Source organism: Brasilonema bromeliae SPC951 (genome assembly GCF_012912135.1).
Lineage (GTDB): Bacteria > Cyanobacteriota > Cyanobacteriia > Cyanobacteriales > Nostocaceae > Brasilonema > Brasilonema bromeliae.
Window position 1 is genome coordinate 1 of the sequence record NZ_QMEB01000036.1, and the last position, 20,240, is coordinate 20,240.

Sequence of the window (20,240 nt, forward strand, 5' to 3'; positions counted from 1 at the left end):
AGGGGAGCCAGTGCGGTCTTGGGGTCTCCCCAAGTAGAGCACCTGGCGTTTTCCCTCCGCAGGCGACTGGCGAACCCAGAGGGTGATTCGTTTTTTATCAGTGTTTATCCGAACATAATATTAACCCAGAGTATCTCTAGGCTAACATACGAAAAGAAGAGCAGATTTACCCCAGCAAGCAAACTATGTCAGGAAACACGACGCGGCGTAACTTCCTCATCACTGGTGTTGCTGTCACAGGCAGTATAGTAGGAGCATCAACTTTGCAACAAAAAGTAGGTGACACTGCTAAACCACCAGCGACTATGCTAGAACGAGTACTGGGACGCACAGGCGTGAAAGTTCCCATTTTTGGTTTAGGAGGAGCAGGTCAAACGCCTCTGTCTTGGGAAGGAAAAGAACGTGATGCTGTCGCAATTATTAACAAAGCACTTGAACTTGGCATCCGTTACTTTGATACTGCTGCTGATTATGGACCAAGTGAAGATTATTTCGGGAAAGTACTACCATCCCATCGGTCAAAGATTTTTCTGGCAAGCAAGACAGATAAAAGAGACCGTGATGGTGCGTGGCGAGAGTTAGAAAGAAGTCTTAAACGTCTAAACACAGATCATCTTGACTTGTGGCAATTGCATCACGTCTCTTCGCGCGAAGAACTCAACACCATCTTTAGTTCATCTGGTGCAGTGAAAGCTTTAGAAGAGGCGATGCAGCAAAAAATCGTGCGGTTTGTTGGTATCACCGGACATCATGATCCACAGGTGATTGCTGAAGGATTGCGTCGCTATCCGTTCCACACAACGCTTATCCCTGTCAACGCTGCTGACAAACACCACCCGCGTCCATTCCTGCCTGTTGTTCTTCCAATCGCACAACAAAAAAATGTTGGTGTGATTGCGATGAAAGTACCAGCTTATGGTCGGTTGTTTAAACCAGGTGGTTTAAGTGGGATGCAGCAAGCTATGGGATATAGTTTGTCCCAAGCGGGTGTTAATTGTTGCGTGATTGCGGCTGAAACAGTCAAGCAATTGGAAGATAACGTTAAGGTGGCTCAAGCTTTCCAACCTCTTGGCGACAAGGAATTAGCTGCAATTGAGCAGCGTAGTGCTGCAGTTTGGAAAGATAGCACGTTTTTCCGAGCTTGGACATGAAATCTTGCTATTTCTTAACGGAACTCACTGCTGTCTACTGGCTTGCGACCAAATGTAAAAAAGACGGTGATATCGTTCCAAACTCCTTCGTCGGTGTTTAATGCTTCTAATTCTGTCTCAAATTCAGCCTTGACTTGTGCTAACAGTTCAGATGAAAGTTGCGATACGGGATTTGGAAATTGTCCGGGTGCTACATGGGAATTTCCTGTCCACATTCCTTTTGCTTGCTCCAAACTAATATAGCTGCCATATTGTTCAGGCTGGATTTCAATTGCCTCAAATCCTGCTTGCTGGAGTAAATTTTGGCACTTTTCAACTGTTCCTGTTGGCTTATTAAACGCTAATGAAACGCCATACTTTTCAACGACTTTCTGGACAACAACCCCTCCAACAAAAGCGGTTTGTGCAAATGCATGAAAGCCAATTAATCCACCTGGTTTGAGAAACCGCATCCATTGACGCAATGCGGCTGGAATATCCGCCATCCAAATCAGCGCAGACGAACACAAAACTCTGTCAAAACTATTGGCGGGAAAGTTGAGTGCTTCAGCATCCGCAAGCTGAAATTCAACATGCTCAAAACTTAATCCTTCAACCTTTTGCTTTGCTACCTCAAGCATTCCAGTTGAAATATCCACGCCGACGACGCGTCCTTCAGGTCTTACAATTTGAGCTGCTTCAATCGCGACCATACCTGTTCCAGTTGCGATGTCTAAAACGTGTTGTCCAGGACTGATTTGTGCATATTCAACGAGACGATGAGCAATCTGAGTATGCCAATCTGAATTATCGTAGGTTTGGCTTCTGCGGCTGTACAAATCCGCTATTTCCTTTTTGTAGTCATTTAACTTAAGTTGATTAATCATTTAGAAATTTCAACAATTACAGTGTTATATATAGCAATCGTAAATCATTCTTAAAATTTTCTCTTCTCTCTTTTCTTGGCGTCCTTGGCGTCTTGGCGGTTCGATAAATTCTCATAACTCATATTCAATTGCTAGAAAGATTTTCTAATTTCTCTTCCTTGGCTCTATAGTCTGTGGCTCAACACCGTAATATTCAGCAGCTTCAGACATATCATACATCAGTAAATTTTCGTTTCCTAGTTCTTGTATAATTCTAGGTTGAGATGGGCAAACACCAAGAATTTTAATAATTTCTAACGCTACTGCTTTAGCTAACAATGGTGGAACAGAATTTCCTATTTGTCGAAATCCATGCCATTTTGTGACATGAAATCTGAACCAATCTGGATAAGAATGTAAACGTGCAGCTTCACGCACAGTAATACATCTTGGAGTCAATGGGTGAATTGGTCTAGCAGAAGTAAAAGCTCCCCTATTACTAGGAGTTCCTGCTCTAAGTGTATTGCATATTCCTTCAGGAGCAAGTTTATAAAAGCGGCTAATAGGTTCTGTTTTTCCAGGAAGAGTAGCTTTAAACCTTTTAATAGATTCTAAATTATGCTTTGTTCTTAAACTTGAGGTGAGGATTCTAGAGTCATATTTACGCTCATATGAATAATCGTTATCTGTACAGGAAAGACCACGAAGTTGTCTACTGTAATCACTTGGTTTACCAAATTCTGCAATTACCGAATCTTTTTCAAAAAGCTCTATATAATCTTCGACTTCAGGTAAGTCGCCAATTGCATCCCAAACTGTTGGACTTAATGGTAGTTGGTTTTGAAAACCTGCTTTATTTAATTTTGCCGGTCTAGTCAGGGCTGCAGGATAGTTTGGTAATTCTAAATCATGACGACAACCTAGCAAAAATAATCTTTCACGATTCTGTGGAATCCCGTATTCAGCAGCATTTAAGACTTTATAATCTTTGCGAACTTTGTAACCACTTTGCTCAAATTCATTAATGATGACTGAAATAAACTCTCTGTGCTTTCCTAGAGTCATTCCTTTAACATTTTCTAAAACAAAAAACTTTGGCTGCAATTCTATAACTAAATTTATAAAATTTTTGACTAGGGAATTACGAGGGTCATCAAAAATACGTTTACCTATCAATGAAAAACCTTGACAAGGTGGTCCCCCAAACACTACATCGATTTCTCTATCACCAATAGAAGAGCGACTTCTAATTTCTGCTGCTGTAGTATCAACGACACTTTTACATAAAATACGCCAAAAAGGAAAATTAAATTGATGTGTTGCACAATGAATTGGATCAATTTCAATAGATGCAAGTACGTCAAATCCTGCTTGATCAAAACCAAGAGTCATGCCACCAGCACCAGCAAATAAATCAACAGCTATAGGTCTTTCTTTCTTATTACTGTCAATCATGTTTGATGTTTAAGCTACTCACAAGTGAATTTTATAAAAACAAATAAGGGCGCTGTTAGCAGCGCCGCTAGCTTGAATCATTGACTTATAGCGTAACCTACATCTTGCACCTGGTAAAAGAAATGTCAAAGTTATTACATATTATTTGACTCCCTTCTCGTCACGGGACTGTAAGTCCTAGGCTCATAGACGAAGTCCATTAAAATGGACTGGAACGGGATATAATTTTTGAGTAAATTTAAACACTATTTAATATAAGCATTGGTGGTTTACAAGGTAATGGTGCAAGATATCAGGTAATTGAAAATCTAATGTTTCAAATTTGGTAGCATTTCCAAAATTTCTTTAGCGGCGCGATCGCACACTCCCACTTCTCCCAAACACTGCCGCATTTCTTCATAATCTGCCAACATTTGGTTTTTACGTTCCGGATTAAGCAGTATTTCCAACGCTGCTTGGGTGATGTTCTCTGGAGTCGCTTTTTCTTGTAAAAACTCTGGCACAATTGGTTTCATCACAACTAAATTGGGTGGCGATGCAAAAGGTATAGAACCTTTAAGCACAGTACGCGCAATCCAAGCCGTGATGGGATGAAGTCGGTAGAGGACAACTTGAGGCACTTTCAATAGTGCCAATTCCAAGTTAACTGTACCAGATTTGGTGATTGCTAAATCGGCGGCGGCGATCACTTCCTGAGTTTTTCCGGATACCACAGAAGCTTGCAAACCGTACTGCTGTATTGCTTTTTCAATCGGTTCTCGATAAATTTCTAGAGATAAAGGTATCCAAAAATACACATGATCGAATTTTGCTTGAATCACCTGAGCCGCCTGAAATATCACAGGCAAAAGATGTTTCAGTTCTTGACGACGAGAAGCGGGGAGAAGAGCAACACTGATCACATCTTCTGCAATTCCTAACTTGGCACGAGCTGCTTCTCGACTGGGAAAGTTTTGAACTCTATCTACTAAAGGATGCCCTACCCAGGTCACTTTTGCTCCTCTTTCTTGGAAGTAACGCGCTTCCTCTGGAAAGATTGCTAGCAACTTGTCTGTTATACCAACAACCATATTAGTATTACGTGAATTAAGTGACCAAACCCATTCTTGTGGTGCAATATAATACACAACACGAAGGTGTGACAACTTCCGGCGAATATAATTGCCAATTGCCAAATTTGGTCCCATGTAGTCAATCAGTATCACCAAGTCAGGTGAATTTTGTTTGAGATAGGCGATCGCCCGTTGCTGCATTTGCAGTGTTGGTAACACATAAGGCAGTGATTCCCAAATACCCACCGAGCCAATCTCACTAGTATTACCTATAAGGGTGGCTCCAACACTAGCCATTTTTTCGCCACCCAGCGCCACAATCTCTAAATCCAAGCCAGCCGCCGCAGCTTGGCGCTTGAGTGCAGTAATAAGTAGCGACCCTTGCAGGTCGCCAGAAACTTCGCCAGTACTGATAAATATACGCATTTATAAATTTAGGAATAGGGAGAGAGGGAGAGAGGGAGGAAGAGAGAGAGGGAGAGAGGGATAATTTCCTTTTCTCATTTTGTCCGCTTTTCCCTCATCTGCCTGACATATTTTCTTATCCCCTTGTCTTCTGACTTAAGATTCGTCACTCGCGGCGACTTTCCCCTTACCAGGAATTAAGCCACGTCTTCCTGGCATTTGAGAAAGTAGCAAAAAGCGACGCAGATGCTGTAATTGTTGAGTATCCCCTAAAAGTTCTAGCTGTTCTAAGGAGTCCTTAAAGAGCAACTCAGAACGATAAAGAATACGGAAGGCTTTTTTAAGGATTTGAAACTCGTCAGTACTAAAACCAGCGCGTTTGAGTCCAACAAGGTTTAGTGAACGAATTCGCGATGGATTTCCTTCTACGAGCATATATGGAGGGACATCTCGCTCAATACGGCTCATACCTCCCACCATTGCGAAGCTACCAATATGGACAAATTGATGAATTCCTAGAACTCCACTAATAACTGCTCGTGATTCTATGTGGACGTGACCGGCGATCGCTACAGAATTAGAAATCGTCACATTGTCTTCTACCACAGAATTATGACCGACATGGACGTAAGCCATCAGCAAGTTACCGTTGCCAATACGAGTTTCTTTACCCGCACCAGTAGCGCGGTTAATCGTGACGTATTCGCGAATGCGATTATCATCTCCGATTTTGACCCAGCTCAATTCGCCATCATATTTCCGGTCTTGGGGTTCCATTCCAATAACCGCGCCCGGAAAAATTTGATTTCGTGCCCCAATCTCCAAAGGTCCTTCTAGTACTGCATGAGCGCCGATGATGGTTTCAGGACCAACTTTAACATGCCCTCCAATGACAGCATAAGGACCTACTTCCACTGTCGGGTGCAATTGGGCAGTAGGATGAATAACAGCAGTAGAATGAATGAGCGTTTTCAAGGGTGCATCTCCAGAACAGACTTGAGTGCTGAGAGTTTAGTTAGCTAGTAGCCGAAAGTGTGAGGTAAGCTACTCAAGTGTGAGGGTGTCGAAAAATATAGAACTCAAATAATAATGCTATTGTGGCTTGTGTCTTTTACTGATATCCTTATTCAGGATTTGATAAAGGCACGTCACGGTCATGCCTTTACCACGCCTTTACCACAAAAGCAAATTTTTAGGATACGAGGGAAAACATCAGTTCGCCTTCAGTAGCGAGTTGACCATCAACTTCGGCGCGAGCTTGCATCTTACCGAAACGACGTTGTTTTACCCACAACAGTTCCACAGTCATCACTAGTTGATCTCCTGGTACAACTTGACGGCGGAAGCGAGTTTTATCGATACCAGCAAAGACAAACAGCCCACCTTCCAACTCTGGAAGTTGAGTCAAAACAATACCGCCGACTTGTGCCATTGCTTCTACAATCAGCACTCCTGGCATAATTGGACGTCCTGGAAAATGACCTTGAAAATGGGGTTCATTGATCGTGACGTTTTTAATGCCAACAGCTCGTTTTCCGGGTACATATTCAATAATCCGGTCTACGAGCGCAAAGGGGTAGCGATGGGGTAGCAGCTTTTGGATGTCTTCTATAGAGTAGATGATTTGATTGTCCGCTTTGTTTGTGCTTGTATCATCTGGCTGATTGTTGCTAGATGCTGGTGTGGGAGCATCAATAGTATTGGTTTGTTCGGTGACAGTTGACATTGACACTGTTATGTGATTTCTATTTTTGTTTTTCCGTAGGTGCCGCTTTGAACCTCCCCCTTTTGATTTTGGATTTGGGATTTTGGATTTGAGAACCAATCTAAAATCTAAAATCTAAAATCTAAAATCCTTTGTGCCAGTTGAATGTGTAAATTGTGGCTGGCTTTGTACGCCAAGAAATGAGCGCAGGGGAAAATTCCAAGTAAGCTTAAATCTCCTACTAAATCCAAGATTTTATGACGTACTGGCTCATTTGCATATCTTAATGGTGGATTTAGCCAACCTTCTGGTCCACAAACAAGTGCATTATCTAAGGTTCCACCTTTAATTAACCCTGTCTGTTGTAGATGTTCTATTTGATGCAGTAAACCAAAGGTACGGGCTGGAGCAATTTCTGCAACGAAGCTACCATAAGCATTTTCATTTTGGGAAGGGAGTGAACAACTGTGCCATTGATTACCAATTGCCGCCAAATCGAAATCAATACCATAGGTAAACCGAGTTTCTGGGGCTGGAAGCGCACAAGCAAAAGCATCACCTTGACGCACCCAAATTGGCTGGTCAATGACTAGAGGAGCTTTGTCCTTTGTTAAGTTTTGTGACATTAAGCCAACTTGGGCGATCGCATCTGTCCACACCTTTGCCGAACCATCTAAAAGCGGCACTTCTGGACCGTCAATTTCAATCCGGGCGTTATCTACTCCCATTGCAGCAAGGGACGCCAGCAAATGCTCAACCGTGCGAACGTATGCCTCACCTTTGCCCAACTGAGTCGAAAGCACAGTTTGACTAACCGCTGCGACTTGGGCTGGAATAATCGGAGTATCAGGCAAATCCACACGTACAAAGTAGCGTCCACTTCCGGCTGCGTCTGGTCGTATCCGAACTTGGGTTGTGACTCCGCTATGCAGTCCTACCCCTGTTTGGATGATTTCATCTGCTAATGTGTGTTGTTGCATATTGTGTTTTTGTCCTTCGTCCCTAATCAGTTGTCATTTGTCTTAAAGAATGACCAATGACCAATGACCAATGACTAATGACTAATGACCAATGACTAATGACTACTTAGAACCTTTCGCCAATACCAAAGTTAATACGGCTATCTCCATCATCGTTGATACCGTAGTCAATCCGAATCGGTCCTAAAGGAGACTGTACGCGCACTCCAAGACCGTAGCCATAGCCAGTTCCGCTTTTGTTCAGTATCTCAGCGGGTCTGGTTCCGCTTCCCAGATCGGTACCAAAATCAAAAAATACTGCGCCACTCACTACAGAGAACACTGGGAACCGATACTCAAGCGATGCTTGTACGAAACTGCGTCCACTACCTAAGCCTCCTTCTTGATATCCTCGGACGGAATTGCTACCACCGAGAGAGAAGGCTTCGTAGGGAGGTAAGTCACCGAGGACTGTTCCCGCTTGAAGATTGAAAGCAATGGTTTGCGGTCCTTTACTGAAGTTGATAAAGCTGACAGGGAAGTATTGACTGTAGCTACCCCGCAACCTAGTTAGAAAAATATTCCCTAGTCCTATGGGTACCGACTGATCAAGACCAACGCGGAAGAAAGAACCACGAGTCGGTTGCAAGGGGTTATTTCTCAGGTCGCGTGCAACACCCAGTTGCAATAACAGCAAATCGTCTTCACCTTGTCCAGATTGGCTCAACTCAACGAATTGATCAGTTGTGCCTTCAAGACGTCCCTGCTTTCTAATATCGCCATCAGCATCTTTGATAGAAACTCTTTGATACTGCAAACCAGCTGAAGCTGTCCATTGCGACCTCTCGAAGGGATTTTTGGACAAGGGACGGGTGAAGTTAACACCGCCTCCTAAACGGGTGATGCGGGGGCGATCGCCATCATCATCAGGTTTATTGGGATTAAAAGTCTCAAAGTTTTTATCCTTACCCTCAAAAATCAAGGAAATCGACCGACGACGGAAAAGATTTGCCGTATAGGAAGTTCTGTATGGATCACCTGCTATCCAAGGGTCTGTATAGCGGAGGTCAAACAAAAATTCATCTCGTGTTCCGATTTGTACCTCTGCCCCTAATTTTTGATTTCTGCCATTGAGGTTTTGCTGTTGATAGCTGACGGAACCAAATAAACCACTAGCAGAACTAATACCAGCACCAGCACCAATTGAACCGCTGTTGCGCTCAACCACGTTAACCACCACATCCACCCTACTCGGATCTGCTGCGCCCGTACTGGGGTCTTTACTGGGGTCAAGGGAAACATTCACATCTTCAAACAGCCCCAGTCCGAACACCCTTTGTAAGTCTTTTTGCACTGTGTTCTTGTTAAAGATTTTCCCTGGCTTCAACTCCAGTTCTCTTGTCACGATATAGGGTTGTGTCCGTCCGCGGATTGGTTCTCCCTTATCGTTTGTTACCTGACCTTCTTTATTGCGGAACTGTACTCGAATATTTCCTACGACCCCTTCTGCTACTTGCAAGGTGACAACACCGTTGTCAGAAACTTGGGGTGCTCCGATTACGTTTGCCAGTGCATAACCTTGGTCTTGATAGCGCTTAGTTAATTGCTTGATGCCTTCTTGTAAGTCACGCAAGTTGAGTATTTTACCATACTGGTCTTTGAATATTTCATCTGCGGCATTACCGGGTAGTACGGATGAAACGTTTGTGCCAGGATTTGCCTGTACTTGCACTTTAGTCAGGACGGGGTTGGGTCGTACAACAAAACTCACCCGCACTCCCAAGGGGCTATCTTCCGGTACTGCTTGGACATTGGAGAAGAAACCGGTGGCGAAGATGGAGTTGATATCTTCTTGTAATTGCGAACGGGTTGTTGTTCGTCCTGGCTGGGTGCGAATGACTCGATAAACTTGGTCTTCTAGTTCAGCTGCTAATTGTTGGCCAGTTTCAGATCTAATAAAGACTTCAGAAACCAGTACGCGGGGTTCAGATGCTTCTGGGGATTGTTCTAGTTGGGGACTTCCTGGAGTTTGTGGGGATGTGGGTTGAGTCCCTGGTTGATTGGTTCCATCTGGCGTGGTGGGAGTACCAGGAGTTTGGGGAGGTATCTGCTGCTGTTGATTGTTAGGTGCGGGTGTTTGTTGTTGAATGCTTGGAAAAGGTGTTTGCGGAGAATTTTGTCCTGGTTGAGTCTGTTGTTGATTGGTTCCGTCTGGCGTGGTGGGAGTACCAGGAGTTTGGGGAAGTGTCTGCTGCTGTTGATTGCTAGGTGCGGGTGTTTGTTGTTGAATGCTTGGAAGCTGATTATTATTTTCTGGTGCAGGAGTGGTCGTTGGAGTTTGGGGAGATATTTGCTCTTGCTGAGTGTTGGGAGTAGGCGTTTGCGGAAGATTTTGTGCAGTTTTTGAGGCTGTGGAACTTCTTTTTGCCACTAACAGCTTTTTTACAAGAGTGGCTGTTGCTGGCAATTTTCCAGAAACTTTGTACTGTTGAGTGGTTAAAGGTTTTAAAGCTTCTGCGGTTGAGTGAAAACTGTTGACGGGTTGTGTCGTTGACTTTTCTGTGAAACTTGGCACTATGACTTCCGGTTTTGCCACTCTTGTTGAAGCTGCAAATTCCCCAGGAACTTTGTACTGTGGAGTGGATAAAGGTTTTAAAGCCTCTGCGGTTGAGTGAAAATTCTTGAGGGGTTGTGTCGTTGTTGACTTTTCTGTGGAACTTGGCACTACGACTTCCGATGTCGCCACAGCGGCTGTTGCTGGGAGAACCCCGACAACTTTTTGCGGAGGATCAGCTGTCGGTTTCAAAACTTCTGCTGTCTGGTTTGAATTTGAACTATTGAGGGTTTGTGCATTTGCACTCACTAAACTAGCAAAAGGCGATGAAATCGCCACAACTGTGACTATAACGGGAGATAAGCGCATTTTATTTAGATTCCTCTTCACATCCACACACCATCACAAAGTAATCATCCTTTCGAGCAAAGGTTATGTAAAAATTACATTTCTACTCCTGCAATGTACCTTTATAAGGCAAATTGCAAAAGACATAAAGTCAATAAAACTCATTTGCTTGTCCTTTTTACCAAAAGTATGAGGAATTGGGGATCACCGATGAAGGATTGGGAATAACCTAATTCTCAGTAAACAGTCTCCAATATCCTCTCTCGCTTCAATTGCTGCTTTCTATAGCTTTGAGTACTCGTTGTAAAACCTCCTGGTAAGCATTTTCTACATTTCCTAAATCCCGACGGAAGCGGTCTTTGTCCAGTACCCGGAGATTTGGGTCATTTCCTTTGGAGTTGTCCCACAATCGACAAGTATCAGGACTAATTTCATCTGCCAATAGCAACTGCTGTTGTGCGTCTAGACCAAACTCCAGTTTGAAGTCTACTAAGGTAATATCGCACCGCCCGAAAAAGTCACAGAGAAACTTGTTGATTTGTAATGCTAGATGGGCAATAGTATCCACTTGTTCCGGAGTTGCTAGTTCTAGCAGGAATAGGCGATCGCGTGTCAATAATGGGTCTCCAAGTTGGTCGTTTTTATAATAAAACTCGACCAATGGTTTTTTTAGCACAGTCCCCAGCGCTAATCCTGTTTGTTGGCAGAGACTTCCAGCAGCAATATTCCTAACAACGACTTCTAATGGCAAAATCTTCAATGCCTTAACCCGCATTTGATGAGGAGCAGGGCTGTCTACATAGTGAGTCTTTATACCATGCGCTTCCAGTTGCTGAAATAGTTTACTGGAAATGCTACAATTGATATTTCCTTTATTCTCTATGCTACCTCGCTTTTGGGCATTAAAGGCAGTTGCATCGTCTTTAAAGTCAGCTAATAAGATTTCAGGTTCATCCGTCGTGTAAAGGATTTTAGCTTTGCCTTCGTATACTCTTGTTTTAACAGACATGGCTAAAGGTAAAGTTTATGAGCTATGAGGAGTTTTTATGCTTTCGGGCTTAACCATTTTATCTTTAGTCATTAGTTATTAGTCATTAATAACAGACAAATGATCTAAGCACCCGGATCTATGCTTGCTTTAGTTAAGACTGTAGTCTGTAACTAGCAAAGAAACTTTTCAATAAGAGTATAGCTGTTTACATCAACTTGTTATATTTTTTAACTAGATAAATTATTAATGATGAATTCTTAAAGAGTAAAAAATAGTACATTCTTCGGTAACAATTTTGGCTGAAGTTGAATACAATCATTAGTTGAAGGCATAGAAAGTGAGTGAGCAACCAAAGGAAACTCTAACCTTGGTTACGAGTTATTCACTTCAAAGCCGAAAACAGGGGGTATTGAGTTAATGGAGAGAAAAATGATAGATAAAGATGATTTTCTCTATCCTCGTGGTCGCTACTACGGTCAGGTCAAGCCAGAAAACCTAGTTTTCAATGCTAACTTGCAGGAATTTGCGCAAAGAGTGAGTTACATTTGTAACTTAGAAACAGCAGGCAAAGTACCACCAGAGCAAGCATACGATCAAATTAAGGAGCTTTGGAAAAACTTAAAAAACTCCAAAAAACAACTCGGGATCGGTGAACATCCTTTTGAGAATGACGAAGGAAACAGTGAATAAGTTGTCACTGACCTCTTTAGAAAATAACTCAAAATTGCACGAGCTTCCATTTATGGGTTTCGCTGATACATTTTCAAATCAGCAGTCGATGCGGCCTTTTGTAATCGCTGTTGTTGCTCATAAAAATAGCTCAAAGGCACTCCCTGATGACTCGTCAATTTTGAGCAAGATTAACCCGACCTCTCAGGCATGGTTCCAAGCCTCCTGTGTCCTTTGGAACAAACTTTTGGCAAATGCAGGGAACAGCAACAATTGCCTGATTACTTCGTCAGCATAGAGTATACTCCATCCCAAGAATCACTGGGGTTGTAGTTAAGATAATGACATGATCTTTCTAAATGAATATCAACAGCTTGGTCTTTGGGTCGGATTTTTTTGGCAGCTTTAAAACAGGCAATAGCGTATTGGAAATTGCGTGACAAATAAGCATCACGTCCATTTTGATAGTGAAACAAAAACTCCTGAGTGTTGCTATCTAGGGGGGTGTGGCGATCGCCTATCAACTCGTAGATATTAACTGCTTGATGTTTTCCTTTTACCCTTATTTTGTCCAACTCACGCACCCAAATCAGTTCGCTACACAATTGGTAAGTAAATTCGCTTAAGATAATATCACAGCCGTATTCCTTGGTGACGCCTTCTAGACGTGAACTCAAATTGACACCATCTCCGATGACTGTATAGTCCATCCGTCTTCGAGAACCAATATTGCCAGAAACGACTTCTCCAGAACTAATTCCAATACCAACATGGATTTGTGGCTTTTTCAGGATAAGTCGCCCTTGATTAAACTCTGCCAGTCGTTGGCGCATTTCTAAAGCTGACTGGATTGCCCTCCAAGCATGATTCTCCGTTAACGGTAGTGGTGCACCAAACACTGCCATCAAGGCATCACCAATAAACTTATCTAAGGTGCCTTCATGGTTAAAAACTGCTTCGACCATCGTTTCAAAATACTGATTCAGCAAGGATACCACTTCGGCAGCACCGAGATTTTCTGTTAACGTGGTGTAACCTCTGATATCAGAAAACAAAATCGTTACGTCTTTGCGTTCGCCCACCATCAAAGCATCTTCCCCTAGTGCCATAACTTGTTCTGCAACTCGGGGAGTCAGGTAGCGGTACATGGTCGTTTTCATGCGTTTTTCCTGACTGATGTCTTCCAATACCACCAAACCACCCCTGACTCCACCTTCTGGATTCGTCAAGGGGTTGACGGTGAGATTGATGCTACGTTCAATTTTCTGAACATTGTCTGCATCAAGCAACGCCAAGCGATCTGTCAGAGGTTGATTCCAAGGAATGAAAATGTTTGGGTTGGTGCGATCGCGTACTGCCAGAATGTAGACAGATGCATCCTGCCCAGACTTTAGATACAACGTCTCTACATACAGTCCTACCGTTAAAGTTTGCTCTGGCACATAATGTCTTGCCCCAGTTTTTAAACTCTCTTGTAGCCGCAATTGTAGATTATCAATAGGCACAACCTCCCACACTAAGCGACCAATCAAGTTTTGTTCCCAAAGATACTGGTTGTTTTTTGCGTTTGCTTCTCTAATGGGACAACCTAATAGCTGCAATGCCGCACCATTAATTGTCACAATTCTTCCTTCCATATCCGTAGATATAACGGCATCGGAAAGACTTTGTAGAATATCTTTTTGATGCTGTTTTTCTAATAAAACATTTTCAAATAAGCGGGCATTTTCTAGAGCAATCCCTGCCTGAATATTAAAAGCCCGCATAAATTCTTCATCTGATGCGGTAAAAAAGCTACCTTGATGTTTATTAATTAACTGCGTGACGCCAATTAATTCATTGGCTGAGTTAAACACAGGTAAACACAGAATATTGCGGGTAGCATACCCTGTCTTTTGATCTGTGCTGGGGTCAAAACGTGGATCTTTATAAGCATCGGGAATATTTAGCGCAAGACCTGTGGATGCTACGTAGCCTGCAATCCCTTTGTTAGAGGGCATACGGATTTCCATCGTAGTTTTACCATCTGCAGATGCTACCTTAGTCCAAAGTTCCGCCATTTCTTTACGATATAAAAATAAAGTGCTGCGGTCTGCTTGCATGAGAATTCGGGCTTGTTCCATGACTATTTGCAAAGTTGCTTCAAGATCCAAACTTTGTCCTAAAGTCTGAGTTGCCCGTAAAAGAGCAGTTGCACCTCGTTGATTACGAGCTGCAACATACAAAGAGTGACAACTTTCCAAGATAATACCGATAGAAGAAGCAAAGTCGCGAAAGTGCACTTCATCTTCATAATCAAATGGAGTACCCACAGTTTTATTTGCCAGTTGCACGACCGCCACAACTTGGTTTTTGCTGCTCAAAACTGGCATACATAATATATTGCGGAACTTGTAGCCCATTTGTTTTTCTAGTTCCGGGTTAAAAAGGGGATGACTAGAGGTATCAGATATGTTTAAACATTCACCTGTATTAGCAACATGACCGGGAATACCAACAGTCATAGGAGTCCGAATTTCTATAGCCTTTTGAGTCTTATCCTGAGGAAGTTTTGACCATAACTGACCTTTGTCGTAGTCAACTAAAAAAATTGTTGTGTGTTCTGCTTGCAAAATTTGACCAATTTTAAGTGTAATCGCCTCCAGCACTTTCTCCAGCATTGTTTCTAAAGCTTCGTTATTAATTAATTCAATTGCTCTAAGAAACTGCTGAAACTCGGCTGTGATAAAGTCAAGTAAGCAAACAAATTCGTTAACGGAAAGATTTTTGACGCGAGACAGTAAGGAGTGAGTGCGATTAACTTGAGTCAGTTCAGTTAATGTAGCCAGGACGCTACCAGGATTTAGGAGTGTCATGGGGATTTTAGATTCTATGGTAAATCGTAGATAGTAGGTTGTAGGTAGTGGTTAGTCGGTCGTGGGTAGTGGTTAGTCGGTCGCAAAACAACCAACACCTAGCCACTCATAACCGATAACTAACAACTAAGTAGGTCGGCAGGATGAAACTAAAGTATGTAACTTTTTGTAAAGGAAAAGGGCTTTGATCAAAAGTATGTAAAACTGGGCTACCCTGGCGCAAAGCTGTGCGAGGGAAGTACTCTGTGCAAGACTTTGCAAAAAAAGATGGATTAATTCGTCAATAAGACTAGTTACTGAGAAGAAACCGCTTTTTTTGCCGCCACCACAGAAATCTGAAGTGCCCACGATGATCACTCGTGGCAGATTTGCAGTTTTACACAAGTTCAACCTAAGGGAAAGGGTAAAAGTCAAAATAGAAAAAAATTTTCTATTTGAGGCTTTCCCTTCTACCGTTCCTAACATAGTTCTGTTTATTTGTACTCACCTACTTAATAATCCCTATGCCACTTTTGCTAGTCCAGAATAAATCACCTTTTGATAGTAACTTTCTAGCTGGCGTGTAGCAGCAGCCCATCCCCAACGTTCTGCTTCCTGACGCGCACTTTGACGGATAGTTTCTCGTTCCTGTTGCTGTTGCAGAAGACGAACTGTTGCATCAATCGCACTTTGAACGTCTTGTTCTGGCTCAAATAAATATCCATTCACTCCATCTGTCACAATATCAGGAATGCCACCAGAACGTGCTGCAACGACTGGACATCCACCTGCCATAGCTTCTAGGAGAACTAATCCTAATGTCTCTGTTCGAGAAGGAAAAATAAATGCATCAGCACTCGCGAAAGCAGAAGCTAATTCTCTACCCACCAAATACCCAACAAAATAAGTATTTGTTCCAGCAAAATGTTTTTCCAGTGCTTGACGATGGGGACCATCTCCTACTAATGCTAGCCGTGCTTTGGGAATAGCTTCTAAGATTGGTTTGATACGTTCAATTTCTTTTTCGGCGGAAAGACGCCCTACGTAAAGTAACAATGGGCTTTCTGGGTGATTTTGCGACAGGCGCGATCGCATTTGTTCACAAGCATTGTCAGGATGAAATGATTCGGTATCCACTCCTCTTTGCCACAGATCTACCCTTTCAATACCGTGTCCTATCAATTCCTGCATCATTGCTGTGGAGGTACATAGATTTAAAGCTGCTTGATTGTGAGCTGCTTTTAGTAGTTCCCACAATACTCCTTCCAACATTGCTAAACCGTAATGCTGAAGATACTGAGGCAGATGAGTATGGTAAGACGCGACCAAGGGGACATTTAGATATTTGCTATAAAATATACCAGCTAATCCCAGAATTGCTGGGTTAACGACATGAATAATATCTGGCTTAAACTCTTCCAATGCTTCACCGATTGCTGGACGAGGCAGTGCCATTTTTAACTCTGGATACAGTGGCAGGGGAAAACCCGACACACCATATACTTTAGCTCCTTTGTGCTCAACAATGCCACCATCCGGGGCAATAACTAGGACTTGGTGACCATGACGTTGAAGATGGTCAATGGTATGACGCAGGCGTGTTACAATTCCATCAACCTTGGGTAAAAAGGTTTCGGTAAACAGGGCGATTCGCATAAACAACTATTTAGTACAAGCCAAGTATGAACTATGAAATGAAGGTAAAGGTTTGAAGTATAAAGCATGTAGTTAAGAATGCCTATTTCATCCTTGATCCTTCTAAAATATAGTCGTCATACTGGGTCACAATATGACGACTATATTTTAGACGGGCAACGTTCCTTAAGAAAGAACTCACCAACCCAGAATAACCTTACAGCATCTACTGAAGTATTCAGCATTGAGGAAACTGTTGTTAGATTTTTTGGGGACTTGCAACCTCAACTCCTCCGTAGCGTGGTTAGCGACTAATACTGAATTGGTGAGTTGGTGAGTTATGTTTGTTTTTCACTACCCGTCTTCAGGATTTACCTAATTCCTCCGCCAAGAGACTTTGGGTAGAATTTGATTTTGATCAACATGATGCTGGTACTTCATAGCAAAGTTCAAGAGAGAATCGAGTAGGGAATCAGATAGATAGTGGGGCTGCAAGCCAAGATCCAACAATTTGGTGTTTTTGGCGTTGAAGTAATGTTCTTCTCTCTCAACTCTGGGATTATCTAAATGATTAATTTCAACATTCAATCCCATTGCATTACCGGCTTTCTTGACCATCATAGCCAAATCACCGACACTGAATTGTTCGGTAAATTGGTTAAATACGCGGAATTCTCCAGGTTCAGCTGGGTTAGCAATTGCAATCTCAATACATCGTACTGTATCTCGAATATCTAAGAATCCCCGAGTTTGGCCACCTTTACCATAAACAGTCAACGGATGACCAATCGCTGCTTGAATGCAGAAACGGTTTAGTGCAGTTCCAAAGACGCCATCGTAATCAAGGCGGTTAATCAACAGTTCGTCCATGCCTGTCTCTTCGGTTAAAACACCGTAGACAACGCCCTGATTCAAGTCTGTTGCTCTTAAGCCCCAAATCCGACAAGCAAAGTGGATATTATGGCTGTCATGAACTTTGCTCAAGTGATACATTGAACCGGGCTGCTTGGGATAAGGAAGGGTATCTTTACGCCCATTGTGTTCTATGGTGATGTATCCTTCTTCGATATCGATGTTGGGTGTGCCGTATTCACCCATTGTCCCTAATTTCACCATGTGACAGTTAGGGAAATCTTCCCGCATCGCATACAGCAAGTTCAACGTACCAACTACGTTGTTCACTTGAGTCATAACTGCATGTTCGCGGTCAATCATTGAAAAAGGTGCTGAACGCTGTTCACCAAAATGCACAATTGCTTCCGGCTCAAATCTGTGCAGCGCCTTACTAAGAAATTCGTAATTAGTAATGTCGCCAATCAAAAGATCAATAGATCTACCGGTCAAATCGTGCCAGCGCTGTATACGTTGCTGAATTGGGGCGATTGGGGTCAGAGTTTGCACCCCCAGCTCGTTATCCCAGTGCCGTCGCACTAAATTATCTAAGATACCAACTTCATAACCGCGATTTGAAAGGTAAAGTGCGGTTGCCCAACCGCAATATCCATCGCCACCAATAACCAGGACTTTCATTTTCACCAGTTTTTACTCGCTGATAGCTAAATCTACCAGGTTTGTGTCCCCTCTAATCATGAAAGATGGGGCAGGTGGGGTGATTAAGTGATGAGGAAGTCAGGGGTGCCTTTGAACGTAATTCTGCCTTTGTTCAAAAGAGTTCAGGACTTAGGCAAACAAACCCGGTTTCTACCAAAAATTTTTGTTTCGCAACCAAATACGAACGAAGAAACCGGGTTTCTAGCAGATAGTGCGTAAGTCCTAGAGTTGTCGAATTTTTGACTATTGTATTGCCCCTGCCAGTAGTACTTGAGTTGAATTCGTCATTCAAAACAGCTTTGCATTAAGAAATGTAACAAAAAAGCTGTCAAAACGCTTTGACGTCTTGACAAGCAATTGGGGTTCCGATATCGTGATATACATACCCGGGTAAGACCGTTAAAAAGTAATATGCAAGCTAAGCAAAAGGTTACGTTGTATCTGTCGCCAGAACTGCACAGGAAGTTAAAAATTCGCTCGGCAATTGACTCCGAACCGATGTCAGAACTAGCTGAGCGTGCCCTAGACTTCTACCTGGCAAATCCTGAATTAGTAGAGGAAATGGAAGCATCATATGGAAGGACGCACAGAGTTTATTCCTGTCCAACTTGCGAGAGTTCAGTAGTATTGCGAGATGGCGAATTGGTCAGTCTGGGTCAGCAGCCCGGAATTATTGGTCAGCAGGAAGAGCGTCTTCCGATTGATGAAGTGAATCGGGATCAAACAAATAGAAAAGGTAAGGAAGAGCTAGTTCCTTGCTAAGCAGGAATTATGAATATTAAGTTCATAACTTGCTTCTCTTGTACATAGCAAAGCGAAGTCTGTACTGTCTGTAAAGGTCTCAAGTAGGTCGATGTATGAAAGAAGAGCTCAATATCCTCATTCAAGCTCAATACCCTCTAATCTACCTTGTGACCTCCGAGGAAGAGCGGGCTGAGCAGGCAATTTCTACAATCGCTCAATCGTCAAAGCCACAGCGAAAAGTGTATGTGTGGACAGTAACCCACGGCATCGTGGAGTATGGTCAACCCCGGAACGTCACTCAACATAACACCGTTTCTCCAGAAGCCGCAGTTGAATGGATTATCCGGCAGAAAGAACCAGGTATATTTATTCTTAAAGATTTACATCCATTTATAGATGCGCCAGCGACAACAAGGTCATTGCGTGATGCGATCGCCAGCTTCAAAGGATCGCACAAGAATGTTATCTTGATGTCACCGATGCAGCAAGTCCCAATTGAACTGGAAAAGGAAGTTGTCGTTCTTGATTTTCCGCTTCCAGATATGGGAGATTTAAATAAAGTTTTATCTAGTCATTTAGAGCAAAATCGTGGCCGACGGCTAACAACAGAAGCGCGTGAAAAACTTTTGAGGGCTGCTTTAGGATTAACTAAAGATGAAGCTGAAAAAGTCTACCGTAAGGCACAGGTAACGACAGGGCGTCTGACGGAAGATGAAGTAGATATAGTTTTATCTGAGAAAAAGCAACTCATTCGACGCAATGGTATCTTAGAATACATAGAAGAAGATGCAACTATTGATGCTGTTGGTGGTTTGGAAGAGCTGAAGAGATGGCTGAAGCAGCGCTCTAATGCTTTTACAGAGAGGGCACGTGAGTACGGTTTACCTCAACCAAAAGGCATGTTAATCTTAGGAGTCCCGGGTTGTGGTAAATCCTTGATTGCCAAAACAACTTCTCGACTGTGGGGTTTGCCACTGTTGCGATTAGATATGGGGCGAGTCTATGACGGCTCAATGGTAGGACGTTCAGAGGCAAATTTACGTAACGCCCTAAAAACAGCAGAATCTATTTCACCCGCAATTTTATTTATTGATGAGTTAGATAAATCATTTGCTGGAAGTGGAGGTTCTGGAGATTCTGATGGTGGAACTTCCAGCCGGATATTCGGTTCTTTCCTCACCTGGATGCAAGAAAAGAAATCACCAGTGTTTGTCATGGCTACAGCCAACCGAGTTGAACGTCTACCTGGTGAATTTTTGAGGAAAGGTCGCTTTGATGAGATTTTCTTTGTAGATCTGCCCACCCCGGAAGAGCGCCAAGACATCTTTACGATACACTTGTC

Annotated in this window: 15 protein-coding genes; 4 read left to right on the forward strand and 11 right to left on the reverse strand. The window is 42.8% G+C overall.

The genetic code is table 11. The annotated features are described in order from the left end of the window. The first annotated feature begins 185 nt into the window (after window positions 1-185). On the forward strand, window positions 186-1,151 hold the full coding sequence (locus DP116_RS06980) for an aldo/keto reductase (RefSeq protein ID WP_169154488.1): 966 nt from the start codon (window positions 186-188) through the stop codon (window positions 1,149-1,151). A gap of 14 nt (window positions 1,152-1,165) precedes the next feature. Here the strand turns inward: DP116_RS06980 and DP116_RS06985 are convergent, their stop codons facing one another. From DP116_RS06985 to purC, 8 genes are all read right to left on the reverse strand, one after another. Continuing rightward, window positions 1,166-2,017 (reverse strand): class I SAM-dependent methyltransferase, encoded by an 852-nt coding sequence (locus tag DP116_RS06985; RefSeq protein ID WP_169154489.1) that lies wholly within the window; start codon window positions 2,015-2,017, stop codon window positions 1,166-1,168. Between the two features lie 144 nt (window positions 2,018-2,161). Beyond that, window positions 2,162-3,451, reverse strand: coding sequence for a DNA cytosine methyltransferase (locus DP116_RS06990; RefSeq protein WP_169154490.1), 1,290 nt, complete (start codon window positions 3,449-3,451; stop codon window positions 2,162-2,164). A gap of 308 nt (window positions 3,452-3,759) precedes the next feature. After that, on the reverse strand, window positions 3,760-4,929 hold the full coding sequence (lpxB, locus tag DP116_RS06995; protein WP_169154491.1) for a lipid-A-disaccharide synthase: 1,170 nt from the start codon (window positions 4,927-4,929) through the stop codon (window positions 3,760-3,762). Between the two features lie 135 nt (window positions 4,930-5,064). Then, complete coding sequence (gene lpxA, locus DP116_RS07000; RefSeq protein ID WP_169154492.1) at window positions 5,065-5,883, reverse strand: acyl-ACP--UDP-N-acetylglucosamine O-acyltransferase; 819 nt, start codon at window positions 5,881-5,883, stop codon at window positions 5,065-5,067. Window positions 5,884-6,100: 217 nt separating this feature from the next. Then, complete coding sequence (fabZ, locus tag DP116_RS07005; RefSeq protein WP_169154493.1) at window positions 6,101-6,634, reverse strand: 3-hydroxyacyl-ACP dehydratase FabZ; 534 nt, start codon at window positions 6,632-6,634, stop codon at window positions 6,101-6,103. A gap of 107 nt (window positions 6,635-6,741) precedes the next feature. Further along, the gene (lpxC, locus tag DP116_RS07010) at window positions 6,742-7,593 is read right to left on the reverse strand and encodes a UDP-3-O-acyl-N-acetylglucosamine deacetylase (protein ID WP_169154494.1); all 852 of its coding nucleotides are present in this window, start codon (window positions 7,591-7,593) and stop codon (window positions 6,742-6,744) included. A gap of 106 nt (window positions 7,594-7,699) precedes the next feature. Next, window positions 7,700-10,495 carry a BamA/TamA family outer membrane protein gene (locus DP116_RS07015; RefSeq protein WP_169154495.1) on the reverse strand — a complete coding sequence of 932 codons (2,796 nt, stop codon included), beginning with the start codon at window positions 10,493-10,495 and terminating at the stop codon, window positions 7,700-7,702. Between the two features lie 247 nt (window positions 10,496-10,742). After that, window positions 10,743-11,483, reverse strand: a complete 741-nt coding sequence (gene purC, locus DP116_RS07020) for a phosphoribosylaminoimidazolesuccinocarboxamide synthase (RefSeq protein ID WP_169154496.1) — start codon at window positions 11,481-11,483, stop codon at window positions 10,743-10,745. Window positions 11,484-11,882: 399 nt separating this feature from the next. On the opposite strand from purC, the gene DP116_RS07025 reads away from it, so the two are divergent. Continuing rightward, window positions 11,883-12,155, forward strand: coding sequence for a DUF7219 family protein (locus tag DP116_RS07025; RefSeq protein WP_048868860.1), 273 nt, complete (start codon window positions 11,883-11,885; stop codon window positions 12,153-12,155). A gap of 260 nt (window positions 12,156-12,415) precedes the next feature. Here the strand turns inward: DP116_RS07025 and DP116_RS07030 are convergent, their stop codons facing one another. The 3 genes from DP116_RS07030 to DP116_RS07040 form a co-directional block, all read right to left on the reverse strand. Then, a complete protein-coding gene (locus DP116_RS07030; protein WP_169154497.1) occupies window positions 12,416-14,989 on the reverse strand; it encodes a GAF domain-containing protein in 2,574 nt (857 codons plus the stop codon). A gap of 501 nt (window positions 14,990-15,490) precedes the next feature. Next, window positions 15,491-16,624 (reverse strand): glycosyltransferase family 4 protein, encoded by a 1,134-nt coding sequence (locus DP116_RS07035; protein ID WP_169154498.1) that lies wholly within the window; start codon window positions 16,622-16,624, stop codon window positions 15,491-15,493. 354 nt (window positions 16,625-16,978) lie between these two features. Beyond that, the gene (locus tag DP116_RS07040) at window positions 16,979-18,133 is read right to left on the reverse strand and encodes an NAD-dependent epimerase/dehydratase family protein (protein ID WP_169154499.1); all 1,155 of its coding nucleotides are present in this window, start codon (window positions 18,131-18,133) and stop codon (window positions 16,979-16,981) included. Window positions 18,134-18,565: 432 nt separating this feature from the next. Here DP116_RS07040 and DP116_RS07045 point away from each other — a divergent pair, with 432 nt between their 5' ends. Further along, window positions 18,566-18,916: a slr0373 family blue light stress response protein gene (locus DP116_RS07045; protein ID WP_169154500.1), complete on the forward strand. Its 351-nt coding sequence runs from the start codon at window positions 18,566-18,568 to the stop codon at window positions 18,914-18,916. A gap of 95 nt (window positions 18,917-19,011) precedes the next feature. Further along, a partial coding sequence (gene ycf46, locus DP116_RS07050; RefSeq protein ID WP_246275521.1) for a stress-responsive protein Ycf46 occupies window positions 19,012-20,240 on the forward strand: 1,229 nt, incomplete at its 3' end.